Below are 19,213 nucleotides of genomic sequence, written 5' to 3'. Positions count from 1 at the left end.
GCCTCAGCGCCCGTACCGACCATGACCGACGAACTGGCTGACCGCCTGCCGAAAGTAATGCCGGGCGAGGCGCACCTGGCACGGATTGCCTTCGACCGGCGTTTCGCCCGGTGGGCTGCCCAGGCATGCCAGGAAGACTCCGGCCGTATCGCAACAGCCAGACCTGGAACCCGGCGCGATGCCGTGGTCCTGGACTTCTCTTGCGTGCACGGCCGCCTGCAGGCCTCCGTGCCGCTCTCTGCATGGCCGGCCCTCGAAATGGCCGCCCGGCTGACCGACGCTTCGCTGGCCCGCGATGTGGCGGATTCATTGCTGGCCGCACCGCTGGCTGCCATGGCCCCCGTATTGACCGGGCTGACGCTGACGGGACTCTCCCTGCGCCCGGCACAGGCCGTGCCATTGGAATGGATATGCGGTGGAGTCCGGCTGGGCCTGCATTCCATCGACGAAGGCGTGGCCGTTCAGCTGCACTCCTGCCTCTCCCGTTCCGGCCAGGCAGACGGTGCCCCCTTGTCGGGCCTGCAATTGCCCGGCCGCGCACGCATTGCGATCCGCAGGATCGCCTCCCCGGATCTCGCGTCCCTGGCGCCCGGCGATGTCGTGCTGTGCGGTTCGCTCATCGCCGGCGCCCGGCGCCTCTGCCACCTTTCCTTCGGACTGGGAAACACCATGCAAATACCCGCAGAACTCGACCTGGACTCCTCGGAGCTGACGCTGGGGGCTGCGCCGCGTTCGGACGCTGGCGATACCGTGAGCCTCACCGCCTTCGCACAGCTCTCTCCCGGCAGGGCCGCGCCGGTACACGGTGCATTCGCAGCATCGGTGCCCGCGGAAGATGGCGGGGACGATGACTTTGGTGCGGAGCCCGAGGAGACCCCTCTGCCGCTGACGGACATCGGCGGACTCTCCGTGCCGGTGGCCTTCGAGATCGACACGGCACGCATTCGCCTCGACGACCTCGCAGCGCTCGGCGCTGGCTCGGTGGTTCCCCTGAACGTCGCGGTACGCGACGCCACGGTCCGCCTCGTCTGCCATGAACAGGTCGTGGGCACGGGCCGGCTGGTCGTCATCGGCGACAGCCTCGGCGTCCGTATCTCGCGCATGTCGCTGCCCTTCTCCAATACCTCAGCGGCCACGCCATGACGCCGATCTCGGGACTCGATCCCGTCTCGCTCGCGCTCTCGCTGCTGCTGCTGGCGGTTCTGCCATTCGCCGCGATGATCGTCACGTCCTATACCAAGGTGGTGGTGGTCCTCGGACTGCTGCGCAATGCGCTCGGCGTGCAGCAGGTGCCACCCAATATGGTGCTCAACGGCATCGCCATCATCATCTCGGTCTATGTGATGGCACCGATCGCCATGGAGGCCTCCGAGCGCATGCAGATGGCACCGCCCGCGGCGCAAAGCTCCAACACCCAGCAACTGCTCACGGCCGCTTCCGCTGCGCGCGAGCCGTTCAGGAAATTCCTGGGCAAGCATGCCGACCCTGCGGAGAAGGCTTTCTTCCTGAAATCGGCCCAGGCACTCTGGCCCGAGGAGCGCGCCAAGGCGCTGCAGCCCGACGATCTGATCGTCCTGGCTCCCGCGTTCCTGCTCACCGAGCTGACTGCCGCTTTCCGCATCGGCTTTCTCCTCTATCTGGCGTTCATCATCGTTGAGCTGGTCATCGCCAACGTCCTCCTCGCCATGGGCCTTTCCCAGGTGTCGCCCACCAACATCGCCATCCCGTTCAAGCTGCTGCTGTTCGTCGTGCTGGACGGCTGGTCGCAGGTGATGCATGGGCTCGTGATGACTTACCGCTGACGCAGCGCCGCATGCCATGAACCACGACAACATCGTCCAGCTCACGTCCGAGGCACTGATGCTGTGCCTGCTGCTGTCCCTGCCTGCGGTGGCGGTGGCCGCCATCGTGGGGCTGCTGGTGGCACTGGTGCAGGCAGTCACATCGCTACAGGACCAGGCGATCTCGCAGGGCATCAAGCTCATCTGCGTGACCGTGACGGTGGCCGTGAGCGCTCCGTGGGTCGGCAGCACGGTTCTGCAGTTTTCGCAGCGTCTTCTCACCGCCGTGTTCGCGCCATGATCCCAAACCCTTTCTCTGCACAGAAGCAGTTGCAACGGACACGGCTGCTGCGCAACCGCCAGCAACTGCAACAGAACCACATCAAGCAGGAGCACCTGCGGGACCAGGTCACGCAGCAGAACTTGCGGCGCCAGAGCACGGGAAGCTTCAACAACTACGTCTTCAAGACGCTCGGCCGCCCGCCTCCGCCACCGCCTCCCCGGCAAAGCCACCTGCCGGGCCAGGGCAGCGAGCAGGCGCCGGAGGGCGAACGCACGCCGCTCGACTATCAAGCCGACTTCGAGCGGGCAAAGGAGACCGGCGAGGCGGCGCGCAGCGAGCATGCGGGCCACGAAACCGAGAGCCACAAATCCGCCCACGAGCGCGAACACGAGCGGGCGGCGGCACACCGCGAGCAAGAGGTGCTCGATCCGTACGCGCAGGACGTCTTCCTCCAGCCGGGGGGCAATGCGACACAACAGGACAACCGCGACGGCGACACGGGCTCCGGCAGCCAGTCCGGCGGTCATCAGCCCGGCAGCGATTCAGGCGGCCAAAGCCGCAATCCGCAGAGCCGGGCTCTCGCCGGCAGGGCGAAGTCCGCCGCGCCGACGCTGGACAAGGCGCTCCAGGACGCGATCGAAACCGGGCTGGCCAGCAGCGATACGTCAGTACAGGTGGCAACGCTGGTGAGCGTGCTCGGACAGATCGTGCTGGCCGGGAACCGTCTCGACAACCGGAGGCAGACCACCCTGCTCAGCCTCATCGGCAGGCACATTGCCGAACACAAGGACAACAAGGCATTCGCCATGGCATTCGCCACCGTGGGCACTATCCGCGCGGCGCTGATAGCGGCAGGGTTCGATGTCGCGCAGCAGGCCCCTGCCGACCGCCTCGCACTGCTGCCGCTGCAGCTCCTCAACCTCAGCCGCCCTCGCACGCCCTCCCAGAGCAGTCTGACGACGGAGCGGCTGGCGAATGCCGATCAGTGGCTCCTGTCCCGCGCCTGAAGACCATGAGCTTTCAACAATACGAACAATTGGTGACCGACCTGTGCTCTGCCATCGATCTGCCCGACACAGGGGCAGTGCTGGAGCGGGGCTGGGTCGAAGTGGAAGGCTTCGAGGTCCAGCTCACCCACTACGAGAACGACGTGGGTGCGATGTACCTGAACTTCCACTTCGGCATCGTCACGGCAGGACGGACGCTGTCGGTCTACCGCCTGCTGCTGGAAGCCAATCTCACCGTGTACGCCCAGGACCAGGCCCAGGCGGGCATCAATCCGGACACCGGAGGCATCATCCTGATCGTGCGCGTCCCCATGACGCCGGACATCAGCGGTACCTGGCTCGCGGAGACCATGACGCACTATGCGGAACACGGCCGATATTGGGGCGACAACATCCTCAGCTCGACCGACGAAGCCTTCATGGGCATCTGCTCCGGGAACTATCTGTGGATCAAGGTGTGAAAGCCGTGACAGTCCATCCCGGGCGCTCCGTGCGGAGCCCGCGCTTGAAGCCGAGCGTGGCTTGCTCAGCTTCCCAGCGGCGGCATGGGCGGAATGGCCATTGCCGGCATGGCGGCCCGGGTACGGGGTGCATGCACGTGCGCGCAGGTCTGGTGCGACACCGGGCCCGGCTCCACCCCGCTGGCCGACAGCAGGCGATAGCCCCGGCCATAGGCCGCCTGCACACGCAGGCTGCACCCGGTCTGGCGCAGCTTGTTGCGCAATTTGTAGATGTGCTGCTCGAGAGTGCGCTTGTTCGATTCCACGGACCGTCCCCACACGCGCGCCACGATGGTGGGAGAAGAGACGACCTGGTTCGGGCGCGAAAACAGCAGCCATGCCAACTCGCATTCGCGGTGGGTCAACTCGACCACCTTGCCGCCGTGGACGATGCACTGGCGTGCCGGGTCCAGTTGGCAGCCGTCCACCGCGATCGCGTGGGATGCCTCCAGGGCATACGCTTCCACGTGGCCGCGGATGCGCGCCTTGAGTTCGTCGTGCCCCACCCGGGACAGATTGATGTAATCGACGGCGCCGCACGCCAGAGCGGTGCCGAAACCCGCCTGCAACTCGGAACCGGCGACGAGCACCGGCACATGGGCAGAGATGCAGCTGCGGATCAGCCCGAGATCCTCGGCGAGGGTGCCTCCGCAATCCTCCAGGATCACCGCATCCGGCGACTGTTTGCGCGCCTGCATGCGGAAGGCCGCGATGCTGACTTGCAAAATGGCTTGGATTCCCCCCCGGGCGAGTAAATCCACCAGGAATTGGTTGACCGCCGAACGGCGCGACAGCAATGCGACTTGCATGAAGTTCCCCATACGCAAACGTTTTCGTTGATATAGCCATGGCTGTTAAAGCCACGTGATCGCCACCAATGCATTCACAAAGTTTTTCACTTATTGCAAATGACTGTGCGTGAGTGACGACAGGCGCAAGCTTAGTTCATTCCGGATTACACCAGGCCATTAATCATTTCCAAAACGCCGATAGTCAGGGGCAATCTCAGAGGAGAAATTGTTTCTTTCCAGCCTTATTTTTCACATTTTGTTAATCAGTTGTTCCTTCATCTGTCAATCAGAAAGGTCGGCTGACTGTTTCAAAACACGGTCCTACCGAACAAGCACTGGACATCGGCAAAAAGCGATAAGACCGCAATGGAGGGGCCTGGCCACCCTGCCGACAATTGCCGGTGGGCAAAGTTGAGGATTGGCCAGAAAGTCGCTGAGGTTTGTTTCGGCCCGGATTCCTAGCATCAAGTCGTCATCAATCACGAGGCGCGGCGGGGGCCGCGACGACAACATGCTCATCTCTCTGCTCTCTCTTTCGTGCCAACGCGTCGGCCACCACGCTCCGGTGCTCACCCAACTGCTGCGCAACCTGCAGATCAAGGAGGCAGCTGCCATGGGGCGCCGCCGACTCGAACGGGGGCGGCTGCGCGACGCGAGCCCGATGGAAGAAGGTGCCCTCCTGGGCCGCGCCCTGCTGGTGATCGGCCAGGAGGAACTGGCGAGCGACGTGTTTCACCACCAGTTGAAGGCCTACGACGCGATCTCGCGCAGCACGGTGCGCTGGCACTCGGCACTGGACCAGGCCTGGATGTTCCAGCACCTGCACAAGCCGTCACGTGCAGCGGCCTGCTGGGCACTCGTTTCCAACGACCACGACGCCCCCGCACCGCTGCGTGTGGAGGCCTGCTGCGGTCTCGCGCTTTCGCTGCAGACCCAAGGCCAGCATGCCTCTGCGCTCGTGGCGACACAACGGGCCCTGGCCCTGTGCGAAGCGCAAGACACGAGCTACCTTGCATTGCATGCCGAAGCCATCCGCCTGGAGGTTCTGGCACGCGTGGAGCTGCTGCACAGCGAGGAATTGTCAGACCATGCCTTCGCCGAGTCGGCTCTGGAAATGGGCCGCGACCGCACGCCCGGAGAGGCGCTGGCAACAGAGCTTCGCCACCTGGAATCCCATTCCGGCACCCCGCCGCTGCTGCAGGCGCGTCTCGGCTACCTCGCGGGCATGCTGGCGAGCCACGGGGCGGCACGCCAGGAATCGGTATCGATCTTCTCGCGCTGGCTGCGCCAGCACGGACTTGCGGGGATCGAAGGCGAAGCCCGTGTCGAAGGGTGCCTGGCATTGCTGGCCAGCCGCGCCGTGCCGGCCGCCCGCGAAGTCATCATGCCGCTGGCGGGCGGCGAGCGGGAAATCGAGCACCATCCACTCGCCTCGGACATCCAGTATTGCCTGTCGAAAATCCACATGAATGAAGGCCGCCTCGGCGAATCGCTGCGCCAGTACAAGCGGCATGTGGCACAGGCCATGCGTGTGGTCCACCACGCGGCATTGCAACGCATGGATGCGGGGACCGCGCCCCAGGCCGGTACGTCGCAGGACACGGTGGGACTGCGCCTGCCCCCCCGCTATCGGGCGGCCTACCGCTACATCATCGAGCACCTGCACGATCCCAACCTGTCGGTGCGAGAGATCGCGGGCCGCCTCGGCGTCACCGAGCGCGCTCTGCAACTGGCATTCCGCAACCACCTCGGCATGACGCCCGCCGAATTGATCCGCCGCGAGCGCGTGCGGCGCATCGAAGGCGAAATGGAAGAGGCCAGCGCCACCGGCGGCCGCGTACACATGCTCGATGTCGCCTCGCGCTGGGGCATCAGCAATCGCTCCACGCTGGCCAACGCGTTCAAGCTTTCGTCGATGCGGCATTGACATGGCGCCGCATCCCAGCCGGCACCCGCGAAGCGCGGGGCCGGCCGCAACGGTCCCTGTGCCCCCGGCGATCCACAGCGGAGCCGCCGCCCCCTTTCAGGGCGCCGCGCCGGAGCCCTTCCGCTCCTGGGCCACCGCCTCCAGCCGCGCGAATTCCCGGTGCTCGTAGGCGATGTAGGCCTCCATCATGCTGCGGTAGATCGCCTCGATCACATCGGGCTCGCCCCCCTCGGCCAGCGCACGTTGGCGCACCCTGTCCACGATGAACTCGATACGCCCCTCGTCGCGCACCTGGGATGCGTCGCGCTTGTTGCGGGCTGCCTGGGTCATGTAGCCGCCGCGCTCGACGAGCAGCGGCACGAGGATGTCGTCGAGCGCGTCGATGCGCGCGCGCACCTCGGCCATGCTGCTGCACTGCTGGGTTCGTTCAATGGCGCGGGTCATTCCAGTCCTTCTTCCACCAGTTCGGCGGCACGCAACAGCGCGCGGGCCTTGTGCTCTGTTTCCTTCCACTCCAGTTCGGGCACCGAATCGGCCACCACGCCGGCAGCCGCCTGCACATAGAGGGTTCCATCCTTCACGATGCCGGTGCGGATGGCGATGGCCACATCCATGTCCCCCGCATAGCTCAGATATCCGCAGGCGCCGCCATACAGCCCCCGTTTCGTCGGTTCGAGCCGGTCGATGAGTTCCATCGCGTGCACTTTCGGCGCACCGGTGAGGGTACCTGCCGGGAAAGTGGCCTTGAGCACGTCCATGCTGGTCATGCCATCGTTCAGCAGGCCCTCGACATTGCTGACGATGTGCATCACGTGGCTGTAGCGTTCCACGACGAAGGCCTCGGTCACCTTCACCGAACCGGTGCGTGCGATGCGGCCGATGTCGTTGCGCGCGAGATCGATGAGCATCACGTGCTCCGCGCGCTCCTTCGGGTCGTTGACCAGCTCCACCTCGGCAGCCTTGTCCTTCTCGGGCGTGGCCCCACGCGGGCGCGTGCCGGCGAGCGGCCGGATGGTGATCTTCTGGCCTTCGTCCGTGCGCTCCTGCCGCACGAGGATCTCCGGGCTCGCCCCCACCACGTGGGCATCGCCGAAATGGTAGTAATACATGTAGGGCGACGGGTTGAGCGAACGCAGCGCGCGGTACAGCGACAGCGGCGACTCCGTATAGCGCTTGTGGATGCGCTGCCCCACCTGCACCTGCATGAAATCGCCCGCGGCGATCAGTTCCTTGGCACGTTCCACGGCAGCCAGGTACTCGGTTTTCGAGAAATCGCGCTGTGGTGGATGGCTCTCGGTCGGCTTCACCTGCGGTGCGGCGACGGAGTACTTCAGCTGCTCCTTCAGTTCGCGCAGCCGCTTCTTGCCGCGCGCGTACGCTTCCGGCTGGGAAGGGTCGGCGTAGACGATGAGGTAGAGCTTGCCCGAGAGGTTGTCGATGACGGCCAGCTCTTCGCATTGCAGCAGGAGGATGTCGGGCATCCCCAGCGCGTCGGGCGGGCAGCTGGCTTCGAGCTTCTTCTCGATGTAGCGCACGGCGTCGTAACCGAAATACCCGGCGAGGCCACCGCAGAAACGCGGCAGGCCGGGCCGCAGCGCCACCTTGAATCGCTTCTGGTACTCCGCGATGAAGTCCAGCGGGTTGCCTTGCGCGGTTTCGACCACCTGCCCGTCGGTCACCACCTCGGCGCGGGCCTGCGCACCGAAGCCGCTGGCCCGCAGCAGCGTGCGTGCCGGCAGGCCGATGAAGCTGTAGCGCCCGAAACGCTCGCCACCCACCACGGATTCGAGCAGGAAGCTGTAGCGCCCGCCATCGCGGGCATGGGCCAGCTTGAGGTAGAGGGATAGGGGGGTTTCCAGGTCCGCGAATGCCTCGGCGATGAGGGGGATGCGGTTGTAGCCTTCGCTGGCCAGGCTTTTGAATTCGAGTTCGGTGATCACGGAAAGATCGCTCCAGATCGGTCGGCAGGAACGGGCGCGTTGCCCGGCTGCCACCCAGGTTCATTGCATTCGGCCCCGCGGGGGCCACGGTGGCGCGCCGGGGGAATGGCCCGGCAGCCTTCAGCGGTTCGATGCGGCAGGCTTGCGCCAGGGCCAAGCTCCCCGGTCGCTACAACCTGTGATGACCACGTGGTGAATGAACATGGGCGCAAAGTGTAGCAAAGCCCCCTGCGCGAAAACCCTGTTGTGCACGACACCTGCCGTTGGGGAAAATCCCAAAAAGAACGATCGTTCGTTTTTTCAGGAGACGCTATGACATTGCGGCATCGGGGTGCAGCCTGGGCCATCGCAGGCATCCTGGCCGGGGCCGCCATGTGCGCTTCCGCCCAGCCCGTCACCACGGCCGCGGGCGTCGCCTACGAGCCCGCCATCACCCTGGACAACGTGCCGCTCGTACTCAACGGCGCGGGGGTGCGGTACAAGGCCGTTTTCCAGGTATACGCGGCAGGGCTGTACCTCGAACGCAAGGTTTCCACCGCCGAGGAAGCGATGGCGCTGCAGGGCCGCAAGCGCGTGTCCATCACGATGCTGCGGGACATCGATTCGACGGAACTGGGCAAGCTGTTTTCGCGCGGCATCGAGGACAACCTCGACAAGGCCACGTTCTCACGGCTCGTGCCGGGCGTGCTGCGCATGGGCCAGATCTTCTCGGCCCACCGCAAGCTCTCGGCCGGCGACAGGTTCACGGTGGACTGGATTCCGGGTACCGGCACGGTCATCACGGTCAAGGGCTCGGCGCAGGGCGAGCCCTTCCGCGAGCCCGAGTTCTTCAGCGCGCTGCTGGGCATCTGGCTGGGGCCGCAACCGGCCGACTGGAAGCTCAAGGAGGCCCTGCTGGGGCACGCCCGCTGACTTTCCGAGCACACTTCGGCTGCATTGGAAACACGGGATTCCTCTACCGGCCGCCAGCACGGCCGCGGCTATCTTGGCGCAAATTCAGCCACAGGCCAGAGAGAAAGAGGAGCCGCCATGGCATTGCACCACCTCAAGGTCGGCACGCGCCTTGCGCTGTCGTTCGGCGTCGTACTGGCCATCACGGCGGCCATAGCGGCCATCGGTGTCTGGCGGCTGCAGGCGCTGGAAGACACGACCCAGCAGCTCACGATGGAGGACAACGAGAAACTCCGCATGGCCTGGCAGTGGCGGCAGTCCGTCGAGCTGAACTGGGTGCGGACGCGCGCTGCAGTGCTGGACTCGGACACGTCCCGCCTCGGCACGTGGCAGTCGGAGATGGACAAGACCTCCGAAATGACCGTGGCCTCCCGCAACCGCCTGCAGGCGCTGGTCACCACCGAAGAAGGCAAGCGCCTCATCGCCCAGGCCGACGCGGCGCGTGACGCCTACCGCGGCCCCCGCTCCGCCCTGCTCAAGCGCCGGCAGGCCGGTGAAGATGTGTCCGCATCGCTGGGCCGCGACATCCAGCCGCTGGCCGAACGCTACATCGCTGCGATCCTGCAGCTGGAGCGGCGCCAGCAGGCCCTTTACGACGCATCCGTCCGCGAGGCGGAAGATGCCGCCGCCGTGGGCCGCTGGACGCTGATCGGCGGAGGGATCGCCGCCGTGCTGCTGGGGGCGTTGGCTGCGGCGCTTCTGAGCCGTTCGATCACAGGCCCCTTGCGCCTGGCAGCCACGCGTGCGGGCCAGATCGCCGGGGGCGATCTCACCCAGCCCATCGATGCGCGGGGCAGCGACGAGGCGGCCGAACTGCTCCATGCCCTGCGGCACATGCAAGAGAACCTATCCCACGTGGTGGCGGGCGTGCGCGGCAATGCGGAGAACGTCTCCACCGCCAGCGTCGAGATCGCCCAGGGCAACAACGATCTTTCCGCACGCACCGAGCAACAGGCCAGTGCCCTCGAGGAAACCGCTGCCTCGATGGAAGAGATGACCGCCACCGTGCGCCAGAACGCCGACAACGCGCGGCAGGCCAACCAACTCGCCACCAGTGCCAGCGCGGTCGCTACCCGCGGCGGCGACGTGGTGACGGAGGTGGTGGACACGATGAAAGGCATCAACGACAGCAGCCGCAGGATCGTGGACATCATCGGCGTGATCGACTCCATCGCCTTCCAGACCAACATCCTCGCGCTCAACGCCGCCGTCGAGGCCGCCCGTGCCGGCGAGCAGGGCCGGGGGTTCGCCGTCGTCGCCGCCGAGGTGCGCACCCTTGCACAGCGCAGCGCCGAAGCGGCCAAGGAGATCAAGGCCCTCATCAACGCCAGCGTGGAACGCGTGGAACAGGGCACGCAACTGGTGGACAAGGCGGGCGCGACGATGACGGAAGTGGTGCAGGCGATCCGGCGTGTCACCGACATCGTGGGCGAGATCACCGCCGCCAGCCAGGAACAGAGCCAGGGAGTCGCGCAGGTCGGCGAAGCCATCATGCAGATGGACCACGCCACGCAGCAGAACGCGGCCCTGGTGGAGCAAAGCGCCGCGGCCGCCGACAGCCTGCGCACCCAGGCCGCGCAGATGGTGGACGCGGTCGCGGTATTCCGGTTGCCTCAAAAAGGCGGAGCGGCACCCCGGCCCGCGCCGCCCTCTCCCGCCAGGGCCGCAGCCGCTCCACCGGCAGCCGCAATCACACGCGTGCCGCAAGCGCCGCGCAAGCCGGCGACAACCTTGCCGGTGCCTGCCGCCACCGCGTCGCCGCCCCAGGCGCTGCCTTCCACACCGCAGCCATCCGCGCCGCCAGCCCGTGGGAACAGCGACGACTGGGAGACCTTCTGAGACCGCAGCACTGCGGCATACCGCCGCAGGCGGGCATCAGACCGGAGGACTCAGCTCTTCCAGGCTGTCCACGTGGGCATCCGCCTCGACCGACCGGGCGGGCTCGCCATGGTTGTAGCCATAGGTCACCAGCACCACCGGGCACCCGGCGGCGCGGGCGGCCCGTGCATCGTTGACCGAATCGCCGATGGCCAGCGTGCGGGCAGGCGCCGTGCCCAGCGCCTCGCAGGCCTTCAGCAACGGCAGCGGATCGGGCTTCTTGCGCTCGAAGGCATCGCCGCCGAACACATGGTCGAAAAAGCCGGCCAGTCCCTTGGCCTCGAGCAGGGGAATGGCGAAGGCCGTGGGCTTGTTGGTGACGCATGCCAGCCGCAAACCTGCGCCGCGCAGGGCTTCAAGGCCTTCGGCCACGCCGTCGAACACGCGCGAGCAGCTCCCATTGATGGCGAGGTAGTGGCGTTCGTAGGCGGCCCAGGCCGCGGGATAGCGTGCATCGACTTCCGCTGCGCGCCGGGAGGGCTCCAGCGCCTGCAGCACATGGGCGAGCACCGAGCGCAGCAGATGCTCCGAGCCCTTGCCCACCATGCGCTCGATGTCCAGTGCCGCAATGGCCGGCAGGGACAGCTCGGCGAGCATGCGGTTGATCGCCTCCGCAAAATCGCCCAGGGTATCGACCATGGTGCCGTCCAGGTCCACGATCGCCGCATCGGCACGCGCCGTCAGCGCTGCCACGGAAGTTTCGGCCATGCCGTCCTCTTCGTCTGGTTGAGGCGCCCCCGAGGGGTGGCGCCGGGAAGCCGGCACGCCGCGTGCCAGCCGGGCCCGCAGTGTAGGACGTGCGGGATCGGCCACACCCGTTGTCTGGCCCGTCCGACAGACCCCCTGGCCGCCCGCGCCTACGCTGGGGGCACCCGTTTTCGCTCGACCGTAGCGCGCCGTACCGCGAAAACGCAGCCCCGGATGCCGGCCACCCAGGTGCCGGCCCGCCCCCAACCCATGAAACCGGAGGTCTCCTGCCATGACGAATCGCTTTGCCCTTGCTCCCCGCATCCTCTCTGCCGCCTGTCTGCTGGCCGCCTGCGCCGCCGTGCAGGCCGCGCCCGACGCGTCTGCGCGCGACCGCTACCAGCAGGACCGCCAGGCCTGCATGAGCGGAGACACCGCGCAGAGCCGCGAAACCTGCCTGCGCGAAGCCGGTGCCGCGCTGCAAGCGTCCCGCACCGGCCAATTGGCCAGCCAGGACGCCACCGACGGCTATGCCCGCAACGCCGCACAGCGCTGCGAAGTGTTCAAGACCGATGAAGACCGCCGCGCCTGCATCGGGCGCGTGCAGTCGGGCACGGCCGAAGGCTCCGTGGCCGGTGGCGGCGTGCTGCGCGAAGGCACGATGCAGGTCCAGGTGCCGCCTCCCGGCACCGGCGCTCCGCGCACGCTGAGCCAGTAAGGACAGCACCTGCGCGACGCCCCTGGCAGCCGCCGCTGCGGGGGGTGTGGGCCCGTAGGGTCCGGGCTCAGGCCAGGGCGGCGCGCATCGCGTCGATCACGGCGCGGTAGTCGGGCTTGCCGAAGATCGCGCTGCCGGCCACGAACGTGTCGGCGCCCGCATCCGCCGCACGGCGGATGTTGTCCACCTTGATGCCGCCATCCACCTCCAGCCGGATATCCTTGCCGCTGGCGTCGATGCGTTTGCGCAATGCCTCGATCTTGCGCAGGGCGGAATCGATGAAACTCTGACCGCCGAAGCCGGGGTTCACGCTCATCACGAGGATCAGATCGACGTCCTCGATCACCCAGTCCAGCACGTCGATCGGCGATGCCGGGTTGAACACGAGGCCCGGCTTCACGCCCTTGGAGCGGATGGCCTGGATGCTGCGGTGCACGTGCGCCGAGGCATCGGGGTGGAAGCTGATGTAGTCGGCGCCGGCCTCGGCGAACGCGGCGGCGATGGCATCCACGGGCTCCACCATCAGGTGCACGTCGATGGGTGCCGGGCGGCCGTCGGGCGTGACGACATGGGGCTTCAGTGCCTGGCAGACCATGGGGCCGAACGTCAGGTTCGGCACGTAGTGGTTGTCCATGACGTCGAAGTGCACCCAGTCGGCGCCGGAGGCGATGACGTTCTTCACTTCCTCGCCCAGGCGGGCGAAATCGGCGGACAGGATCGAGGGGGCGATTCGGAATTGGCGTGTCATGCCGGAATTGTCGCAGCAGCCGCCATTACTATTGCGCCCATGCCGAAGTACCAGTTCCAGGCCGAGGTGCAGCCCCAGTACCTGCCAGAGCAGTCCACGCCCGAAGACGGCGTCTACAGCTTTGCCTACACGATCACCGTCACCAATACCGGCGACCTGCCGGCGCAGCTCATCTCCCGGCACTGGACCATCAGCGACTCGCGCGGCCATACCGAAGAGGTCAAGGGCCTCGGCGTGGTCGGCCAGCAACCGCTGCTGCGGCCGGGCGAAGCCTTCCAGTACACCAGCGGATGCCGGCTGCGCACCCCCAGCGGAAGCATGCACGGCACCTACTTCTGCGTGGCTGAAGATGGCGAGCGTTTCGAGTGCCCCGTGCCGCTGTTCTTGCTGGAAGCCCTCTCCGGGGGCGGCTCCGGCGGCGCCCCGCTGTCCGGCCGGGTGCTCCATTGAGCCCGCGGCTGCGCGACGCCTCGCCGCAATCCCTGCTGGCCAGCCTCGATCCCTCGGCGCCGCTCGCGCGGCGGCATCTGTGGCTGATCGGTTTCCTGGCATGGGTGCGGGGCGACCGCCGATCGGTCGATGACGCCCTGGCCCGCCTGCAGCGCTTCGTGGAGGCGGCGGAAGGCGATGCCCAGGCCCGCGCCCGGCTGCAGGCGTGGTGGACCACGCTGGTGGGTACGGTGGACATCACCACGCTGCTGGCGGATTTCGGGTTCGCGCCGCGCACGGCCCTGGCCAGCGAAATGGCCGAGCGGCTGCGCTACAAGCTGCTGCCCGGCAGCCCCGAAACGATCGACGCCTCGGAACTCTTCATGCTGGCGCTGCCGACCGATTTCGACGCGCAGTGGCTGGCGGCGCTGGACGAGCCTCTGCTCGAACGGCTCCTCGCCCTGCTCGCACCGGGCGACGGAACCGGTGGCACCACCCGGTGGCAGCAGTCGCTGCTGGACGCGATCACCTATTGCGCGGGGCAGATCCTCTCGACCGGCTTCGCGCCCGAACTGCGCCTGCGCATGGCCGGGGCCGCGCGCGATGCGCAGCCCTTCCATGCGCTGATCCGCGACGTGGAGAGCCTGCGGGTCGAGGTGCTGCACCAGTTGCGCACCACCGACCGCCTCGATGACGCCGTGCTGCGCCTGCGCGAGCGCCTCGAAGCGTGCCGCGCGGCGGCGGCCACCGTGTATGCGCACTTCGAGGACAACGGCATCTCGGTCGGCCTCGTGTTCCGGCTGCGCCAGCTGCGCGAACGCATCCTGCGCGTGCGCGACCTGCTGGACTGCCTGCTCTCGCCCACGCCGGCCACGAGCGCCGCGCGGCTGATGGCACGGCTCGTGACCGTGGGGCGCGAGCGGCGCAGCCTGCGCGCCCTCATCGCCTCCAATTCGTCGCTGCTCGCGGCCAAGGTGGCCGAACGCAGCGCCGAGACGGGTGAGCACTACATCACGCGCACGGGGGCCGAGTACGGCGCCATGGTGGCGAAGGCGGCCGGCGGTGGGTTCGTGATGGCATTCACCACGCTCATGAAGTTCGGCATCGCCGCCCTGGCGCTCTCCAGCTTCTGGGGCGGCTTCTGGGCGGGCGTCAACTATTCGGTGAGCTTCGTGCTGGTCATGCTGCTGCATTGCACGGTGGCGACCAAGCAGCCCGCGATGACGGCCCCGGCCATGGCGGCGAAGCTCAAGGAGCTGCAGACGCCCGATGCGATCGAATTGTTCGTGGACGAGGTCACGCACCTCGTGCGCTCGCAGGTGGCCGCGGTGCTCGGCAATGTGCTGGTGGTCTTTCCCGCCGTGGTGGGCATCACCATGGGCATCGCCTGGGTATCGGGCGCACCGGCCATCAGCCCGGCCGAGGCGCGGCACGTGCTGCATTCGCTGCAGCTCTTCGGCCCCTCGCTGCTGTTCGCGGCGTTCACCGGGGTGCTGCTGTTCGCTTCGAGCATCATCGCGGGCTGGGCGGAGAACTGGTTCGTGCTGCACCGCCTCGATTCGGCGATGCAATACAACCCGCGCATCACCCGCTGGCTCGGCACGGAGCGCGCGGCGCGCTGGGCGCGGTTCTGGCGCGACAACCTCTCGGGCTTCGCGGCCAACGTCTCGCTGGGCTTCATGCTCGGCCTGGTGCCGGCGTTCGCCGCGTTCTTCGGCCTGGGGCTGGATGTGCGGCACGTCACGCTCTCCACGGGGCAAATGGGTGCCGCGCTCACCGCGCTCGGCACCTCCACGCTGCACCAGCCCGCGTTCTGGTGGGCCGCCGCCACCCTTCCGCTCATCGGGGCGCTCAACGTGTCGGTGAGCTTCTATCTGGCGTTCCGGCTGGCGCTGCGCGCGCACAGCGTGACGCGCGTCGAGCGGGCCCGCATCACCACGGCCCTGCGCTCGCGGCTGCGCCGCGCGCCGATGCAATTCTTCGTGCCCCGCCGCGCCGCCTGATACCCCTTTGCCCGGGGTGCCCGTCCTACAGAGGCCCTCCGGATCAGCAGGTACATTCGGTCGGCCCCGGCCGGGGGACGCGCGGACCCACGCGCGGATCGGGCGGGTAGCGGGCACCCGCCCGCGAGAAGCGAAGGATTACAACAATGGATGAAATCATGGGTTTCTGGGCGCAGTGGTTGCGCCCATCGGCCGGGCTGCCCACCGTGCAGTGGTCGCTGCTGCTCGCAGTGGCCGCCGTTTCGGGCTATCTCTTCCAGCGCCACATCGGCCTGCCCAAGGTGGTGGGCTACACGCTCGTGGGCACCGTCGCGGGCCTGCTGGGCTTCAGCGGCGCGGTGTGGCCCCTGCAGGGCATCAGCCTGTTCCTGCTGGAGCTGGGCATCGCCATCGTGCTGTTCGAGGCGGGCGGCCGCATCCCGCTGCGCTGGTTCCGGCACAACCCGATGGTGCTCGCGCAGAGCATCATGGAATCGGCCCTCACGTACTTCGCCGTGTACTACGCCATGCTCTGGTTCGACGTGCCCGAGCGCGCCGCCGGACCGCTGGCGCTGGTGGCGCTCGCCGCATCGCCGGCCGTGCTGACGCGCGTGGTGGCAGACACCCGTGCCGCCGGCCCGGTGACCGACCGCTCCATCGTGCTCGCCACGCTCTCCACGCTCTATGCGCTCACGCTGGGCAGCGCGACGGCCGAACTGATCAACCGCCCCGCCGCACGCATCATGGACACGGTCTACCCCGTGATGGTGGTGCTCGGCGTGTCCGTCATCGTGGGCGCGGTGCTCGCGCTGGTGCTGCGCATGGCCTTGCGCTTCATGAGCCCCACGAGCGAGAACACCGCATTCCTGCTGCTCACGCTGATCGCCGCGGGCACCGCCGTGGCCGCACACATGGGCGGCTCCGCACCGCTCGCCGCGCTGCTGGCCGGCATGCTGCTCAAGCAGCTCAACCCGCGGCCATGGGCCGTGCCGCGCCAGTTGGGCACGGCGGCCTCGCTGCTCACCATGCTGATGTTCGTGCTGGTCTCCACGGTGGCCGCACAGGCCGACTGGAGCGGCCCGGTGGCCGGCGTGGTGCTGGCGCTCATCGTGGTGCGTCTGCTGGCCAAGGCCCTGGGCGTGGCGCTCGGCAACGTGGGCAGCGGCGCCAGCTGGCGCCAGGCCCTCTGGGTGGGCTGCGCGATGACGCCGATGTCGTCCATCGCCCTGCTGATCGCTTCGCAGTTCGTGGTGGCCTCGGCCTCCACCGGGCAGCTCATCGCGCGCGTCGCGCTCCCCACCATCCTGCTCATGGAAGTGCTGGGCGCCGTGATCGCCACGGTGGCCATCTACCGCGCCGGAGAGAGTTCCAAACCCTGGGCGCCGGCCACGCGCGCCGCCAACGCAGAGCGGGAGCCGCAACCATGAGCCTCGAAGCCTTCCACCATTCCGAGCCGCTGACGCTCGGCGTCGAGCTGGAACTTCAGCTCGTCAACACGCACAACTACGACCTCGCTCCCTACGCCGAGGACATGCTGCGCCTCATGGAAAAGCAGCCGCTGCCCGGCAGCGTGGTGCCCGAGATGACCAACAGCATGATCGAGATCTCGACGGGCGTTTGCCATTCGGGCAGCGAGGTGCTGGGCCAGCTCACGCAGATCCGCGATGCGCTCGTGAAGAGCGCCGACAAGCTCAACATCGCCGTGGCCGGCGGGGGCACGCACCCGTTCCAGCAGTGGCACGAGCGCCGCATCTACGACAAGCCGCGCTTCCAGGAGCTGTCGCAGCTCTACGGCTACCTCTCCAAGCAGTTCACGATCTTCGGCCAGCACGTGCACATCGGCTGCCCCGATGCCGATGCCGCGCTGCTGATGCTGCACCGCATGTCGCGCTACATCCCGCACTTCATCGCGATGTCGGCCTCCAGCCCGTACGTGCAGGGGCAGGATACGGCGTTCGACTCGGCGCGGCTCAACTCGGTGTTCGCGTTCCCGCTGTCGGGCCGCGCGCCCATGGTGCTCACCTGGAAGGACTTCGAGGGCTACTTCGACAAGATGACGCGCACGGGCGTGGTCAAGAGCATGAAGGACTTCTACTGGGACATCCGCCCCAAGCCCGAGTTCGGCACCATCGAGATCCGCGTGTTCGACACCCCGCTCACCATCGAGCGGGCGGCCGCGCTGGCCGGCTACGTGCAGGCCCTCGGCGCCTGGTTCCTGGCCGAGCAGCCGTTCACCCCCACCGAGGACGACTACCTGGTCTACACCTACAACCGCTTCCAGGCCTGCCGCTTCGGCATGGACGCGGTGTACGTGGACCCGGCCACCGGCGAGCACATGCCGCTGCGCGACCACATCCTGCAGACCATCGACCACATCGCGCGCCACGCGGCGGTGACCGGCGCGTCGGGCGCCCTGCACCTGCTGCGCAGCGAGGCGGCCGCGGGCCAGAACGATGCCCGCTGGCTGCGCGAGCGCCAGCGCAACGAGCAGTTGCTGGGCGAGGTGAGCCGGCAGGCCGCGCTGCGCTTCCGGGGCGCTCCCGCCTGACGGAGCGTTGCCTTCGCGGCCCTCGGCAGGCCGCAGACCTGCCGATGCGGATGTTCAGCGGCGCGCCCCGGCGAACCCCGGGGGCAGCGAAAAATCCACGCACTGCTGCACCAGCGCGCGCATCGCCCCGATAAGCGCACGCGTGTCACCACGCTTCCACTGGAAGGCATAGTGCAAGGGTGCCAGGGGCACGCGGGCGCGGGCCGCGCGCAGGCCCATGGCCTCCACCCACGGGCCCGGCAGGATGCCCGTGCCCACCCCCAGCCGGAGCATGCCCGCCACGGCGCCCCAGCTGTTGCAGGCGATGCGCTCGTGCACCGAAGCGCCATTGGCCAGCAGCCAGTCGTCCAGCAACCGGGTGGTGCCGGCGCCTTCGGGCAGCGTGACGAGGGGGTAGGCCTTCAACAGGGCCGCGGCATCCGGAGCGGATGCACCGGCCAAGCCGGGCGCCACGCTCCATCGGAAATGCACGGCGCCTACGGGCTGCGAGAGGAGTTCGCTGCGCGAAGAGCGACCGGCGATCACGGCGAAGTCCAGCTCGCCATCCGAGAGGCGACGCTCCAGCGCGCCGCCGACATCCACGACGGGCTCGAGGCCCAGCTGTGGGTGCGCCGCCCGCGCCGCCGCCACGAAGCCCGGCATCCAGGTGAGCGCCGAGAGGTCCCCCACACCGAAGCGGCACGATCCCGCGAGCGCTGCGCCGGCATCCATCGATTCGTGCAGCGCAGCCATCGCATTGAGCACGTCCAGCGCACGGGGAAGCATCCGGCGGCCCGCATCGTTCAATACCGCGCGATGCCCGCTCCGGTCGAAAAGCGGTTGCCCCAGCGCCGCTTCGAGTTCGGCGATGCGCTTCGACAACGAGGACACGGAAAGGTGCACACGCTCGGCCGCCGTGGCGAAGTTGGCACTGGTCGCGGCCCACCAGAAGGCCTCGAGCTGTTTGACGGTGGGCATGGGGACAGCGGCTTTATTTCCATTTGGCGAACAAATGCATTCTAGATAAGTCGCTTTTATTCAAGTGGATGTCCCCTTAGATTCGC

At 67.7% G+C, this 19,213-nt stretch carries 19 protein-coding genes; 13 read left to right on the top strand and 6 right to left on the bottom strand.

The window, feature by feature from the left end:
* The first annotated feature begins 21 nt into the window (after window positions 1-21).
* Genes BM144_RS10530 through BM144_RS10510 form a run of 5 tightly spaced genes read left to right on the top strand, consistent with a single transcriptional unit; the run spans window position 22 to window position 3,532 of the window.
* Window positions 22-1,143 (top strand): FliM/FliN family flagellar motor switch protein, encoded by a 1,122-nt coding sequence (locus BM144_RS10530; protein ID WP_245783623.1) that lies wholly within the window; start codon window positions 22-24, stop codon window positions 1,141-1,143.
* Window positions 1,140-1,802 carry a type III secretion system export apparatus subunit SctR gene (sctR, locus tag BM144_RS10525; protein WP_092951943.1) on the top strand — a complete coding sequence of 221 codons (663 nt, stop codon included), beginning with the start codon at window positions 1,140-1,142 and terminating at the stop codon, window positions 1,800-1,802. Before BM144_RS10530 ends, sctR begins: the two co-directional genes overlap by 4 nt.
* 16 nt (window positions 1,803-1,818) lie before the next feature.
* Window positions 1,819-2,082 (top strand): type III secretion system export apparatus subunit SctS, encoded by a 264-nt coding sequence (sctS, locus tag BM144_RS10520; protein ID WP_092951941.1) that lies wholly within the window; start codon window positions 1,819-1,821, stop codon window positions 2,080-2,082.
* Window positions 2,079-3,071 carry a hypothetical protein gene (locus BM144_RS10515; protein WP_092951939.1) on the top strand — a complete coding sequence of 331 codons (993 nt, stop codon included), beginning with the start codon at window positions 2,079-2,081 and terminating at the stop codon, window positions 3,069-3,071. The genes sctS and BM144_RS10515 overlap by 4 nt, the downstream gene beginning before the upstream one ends.
* Window positions 3,072-3,076: 5 nt before the next feature.
* Window positions 3,077-3,532, top strand: coding sequence for a type III secretion system chaperone family protein (locus BM144_RS10510; protein WP_092951937.1), 456 nt, complete (start codon window positions 3,077-3,079; stop codon window positions 3,530-3,532).
* Window positions 3,533-3,597: 65 nt separating this feature from the next.
* Here BM144_RS10510 and BM144_RS10505 read toward each other — a convergent pair whose 3' ends face one another.
* Window positions 3,598-4,392: a response regulator transcription factor gene (locus BM144_RS10505; RefSeq protein WP_245783622.1), complete on the bottom strand. Its 795-nt coding sequence runs from the start codon at window positions 4,390-4,392 to the stop codon at window positions 3,598-3,600.
* Window positions 4,393-4,873: 481 nt separating this feature from the next.
* On the opposite strand from BM144_RS10505, the gene BM144_RS10500 reads away from it, so the two are divergent.
* Window positions 4,874-6,289 (top strand): helix-turn-helix domain-containing protein, encoded by a 1,416-nt coding sequence (locus BM144_RS10500; protein WP_092951935.1) that lies wholly within the window; start codon window positions 4,874-4,876, stop codon window positions 6,287-6,289.
* A gap of 96 nt (window positions 6,290-6,385) precedes the next feature.
* Here the strand turns inward: BM144_RS10500 and BM144_RS10495 are convergent, their stop codons facing one another.
* Entirely contained in the window at window positions 6,386-6,733 is a 348-nt protein-coding gene (locus BM144_RS10495; protein WP_092951933.1) for a chorismate mutase, read from the bottom strand.
* Window positions 6,730-8,229, bottom strand: coding sequence for an anthranilate synthase component I (gene trpE, locus BM144_RS10490; RefSeq protein ID WP_092951931.1), 1,500 nt, complete (start codon window positions 8,227-8,229; stop codon window positions 6,730-6,732). The genes BM144_RS10495 and trpE overlap by 4 nt, the downstream gene beginning before the upstream one ends.
* A 312-nt stretch (window positions 8,230-8,541) precedes the next feature.
* Between trpE and BM144_RS10485 the strand changes: the two genes are divergently transcribed.
* Window positions 8,542-9,141 carry a chalcone isomerase family protein gene (locus BM144_RS10485; protein WP_092951929.1) on the top strand — a complete coding sequence of 200 codons (600 nt, stop codon included), beginning with the start codon at window positions 8,542-8,544 and terminating at the stop codon, window positions 9,139-9,141.
* Between the two features lie 117 nt (window positions 9,142-9,258).
* Window positions 9,259-11,019, top strand: a complete 1,761-nt coding sequence (locus BM144_RS10480) for a methyl-accepting chemotaxis protein (RefSeq protein ID WP_092951927.1) — start codon at window positions 9,259-9,261, stop codon at window positions 11,017-11,019.
* A gap of 36 nt (window positions 11,020-11,055) precedes the next feature.
* Here the strand turns inward: BM144_RS10480 and gph are convergent, their stop codons facing one another.
* Window positions 11,056-11,766, bottom strand: a complete 711-nt coding sequence (gene gph, locus BM144_RS10475; RefSeq protein ID WP_092951925.1) for a phosphoglycolate phosphatase — start codon at window positions 11,764-11,766, stop codon at window positions 11,056-11,058.
* Between the two features lie 271 nt (window positions 11,767-12,037).
* On the opposite strand from gph, the gene BM144_RS10470 reads away from it, so the two are divergent.
* Entirely contained in the window at window positions 12,038-12,463 is a 426-nt protein-coding gene (locus BM144_RS10470) for a hypothetical protein (RefSeq protein WP_092951923.1), read from the top strand.
* Between the two features lie 67 nt (window positions 12,464-12,530).
* On the opposite strand, the gene rpe is transcribed toward BM144_RS10470, so the two are convergent.
* Entirely contained in the window at window positions 12,531-13,211 is a 681-nt protein-coding gene (gene rpe / locus BM144_RS10465) for a ribulose-phosphate 3-epimerase (RefSeq protein ID WP_092951921.1), read from the bottom strand.
* A gap of 39 nt (window positions 13,212-13,250) precedes the next feature.
* On the opposite strand from rpe, the gene apaG reads away from it, so the two are divergent.
* The 4 genes from apaG (at window position 13,251) to BM144_RS10445 (ending at window position 18,170) form a co-directional block, all read left to right on the top strand.
* On the top strand, window positions 13,251-13,661 hold the full coding sequence (apaG, locus tag BM144_RS10460) for a Co2+/Mg2+ efflux protein ApaG (protein ID WP_092951919.1): 411 nt from the start codon (window positions 13,251-13,253) through the stop codon (window positions 13,659-13,661).
* The gene (locus tag BM144_RS10455; RefSeq protein ID WP_245783621.1) at window positions 13,658-15,643 is read left to right on the top strand and encodes a site-specific recombinase; all 1,986 of its coding nucleotides are present in this window, start codon (window positions 13,658-13,660) and stop codon (window positions 15,641-15,643) included. Before apaG ends, BM144_RS10455 begins: the two co-directional genes overlap by 4 nt.
* 146 nt (window positions 15,644-15,789) lie before the next feature.
* Window positions 15,790-17,049, top strand: a complete 1,260-nt coding sequence (locus tag BM144_RS10450) for a cation:proton antiporter (protein ID WP_092951917.1) — start codon at window positions 15,790-15,792, stop codon at window positions 17,047-17,049.
* Entirely contained in the window at window positions 17,046-18,170 is a 1,125-nt protein-coding gene (locus BM144_RS10445; protein WP_092951915.1) for a YbdK family carboxylate-amine ligase, read from the top strand. The genes BM144_RS10450 and BM144_RS10445 overlap by 4 nt, the downstream gene beginning before the upstream one ends.
* A 54-nt stretch (window positions 18,171-18,224) precedes the next feature.
* Here BM144_RS10445 and BM144_RS10440 read toward each other — a convergent pair whose 3' ends face one another.
* Complete coding sequence (locus BM144_RS10440; RefSeq protein ID WP_092951913.1) at window positions 18,225-19,127, bottom strand: LysR family transcriptional regulator; 903 nt, start codon at window positions 19,125-19,127, stop codon at window positions 18,225-18,227.
* Between the last annotated feature and the right edge of the window lie 86 nt (window positions 19,128-19,213).

Source organism: Paracidovorax konjaci (assembly GCF_900112675.1).
GTDB classification, from domain to species: domain Bacteria; phylum Pseudomonadota; class Gammaproteobacteria; order Burkholderiales; family Burkholderiaceae_C; genus Paracidovorax; species Paracidovorax konjaci.
Note: the sequence above shows the minus strand (reverse complement) of the source record. Positions and strands in the feature narration are given on the sequence as shown.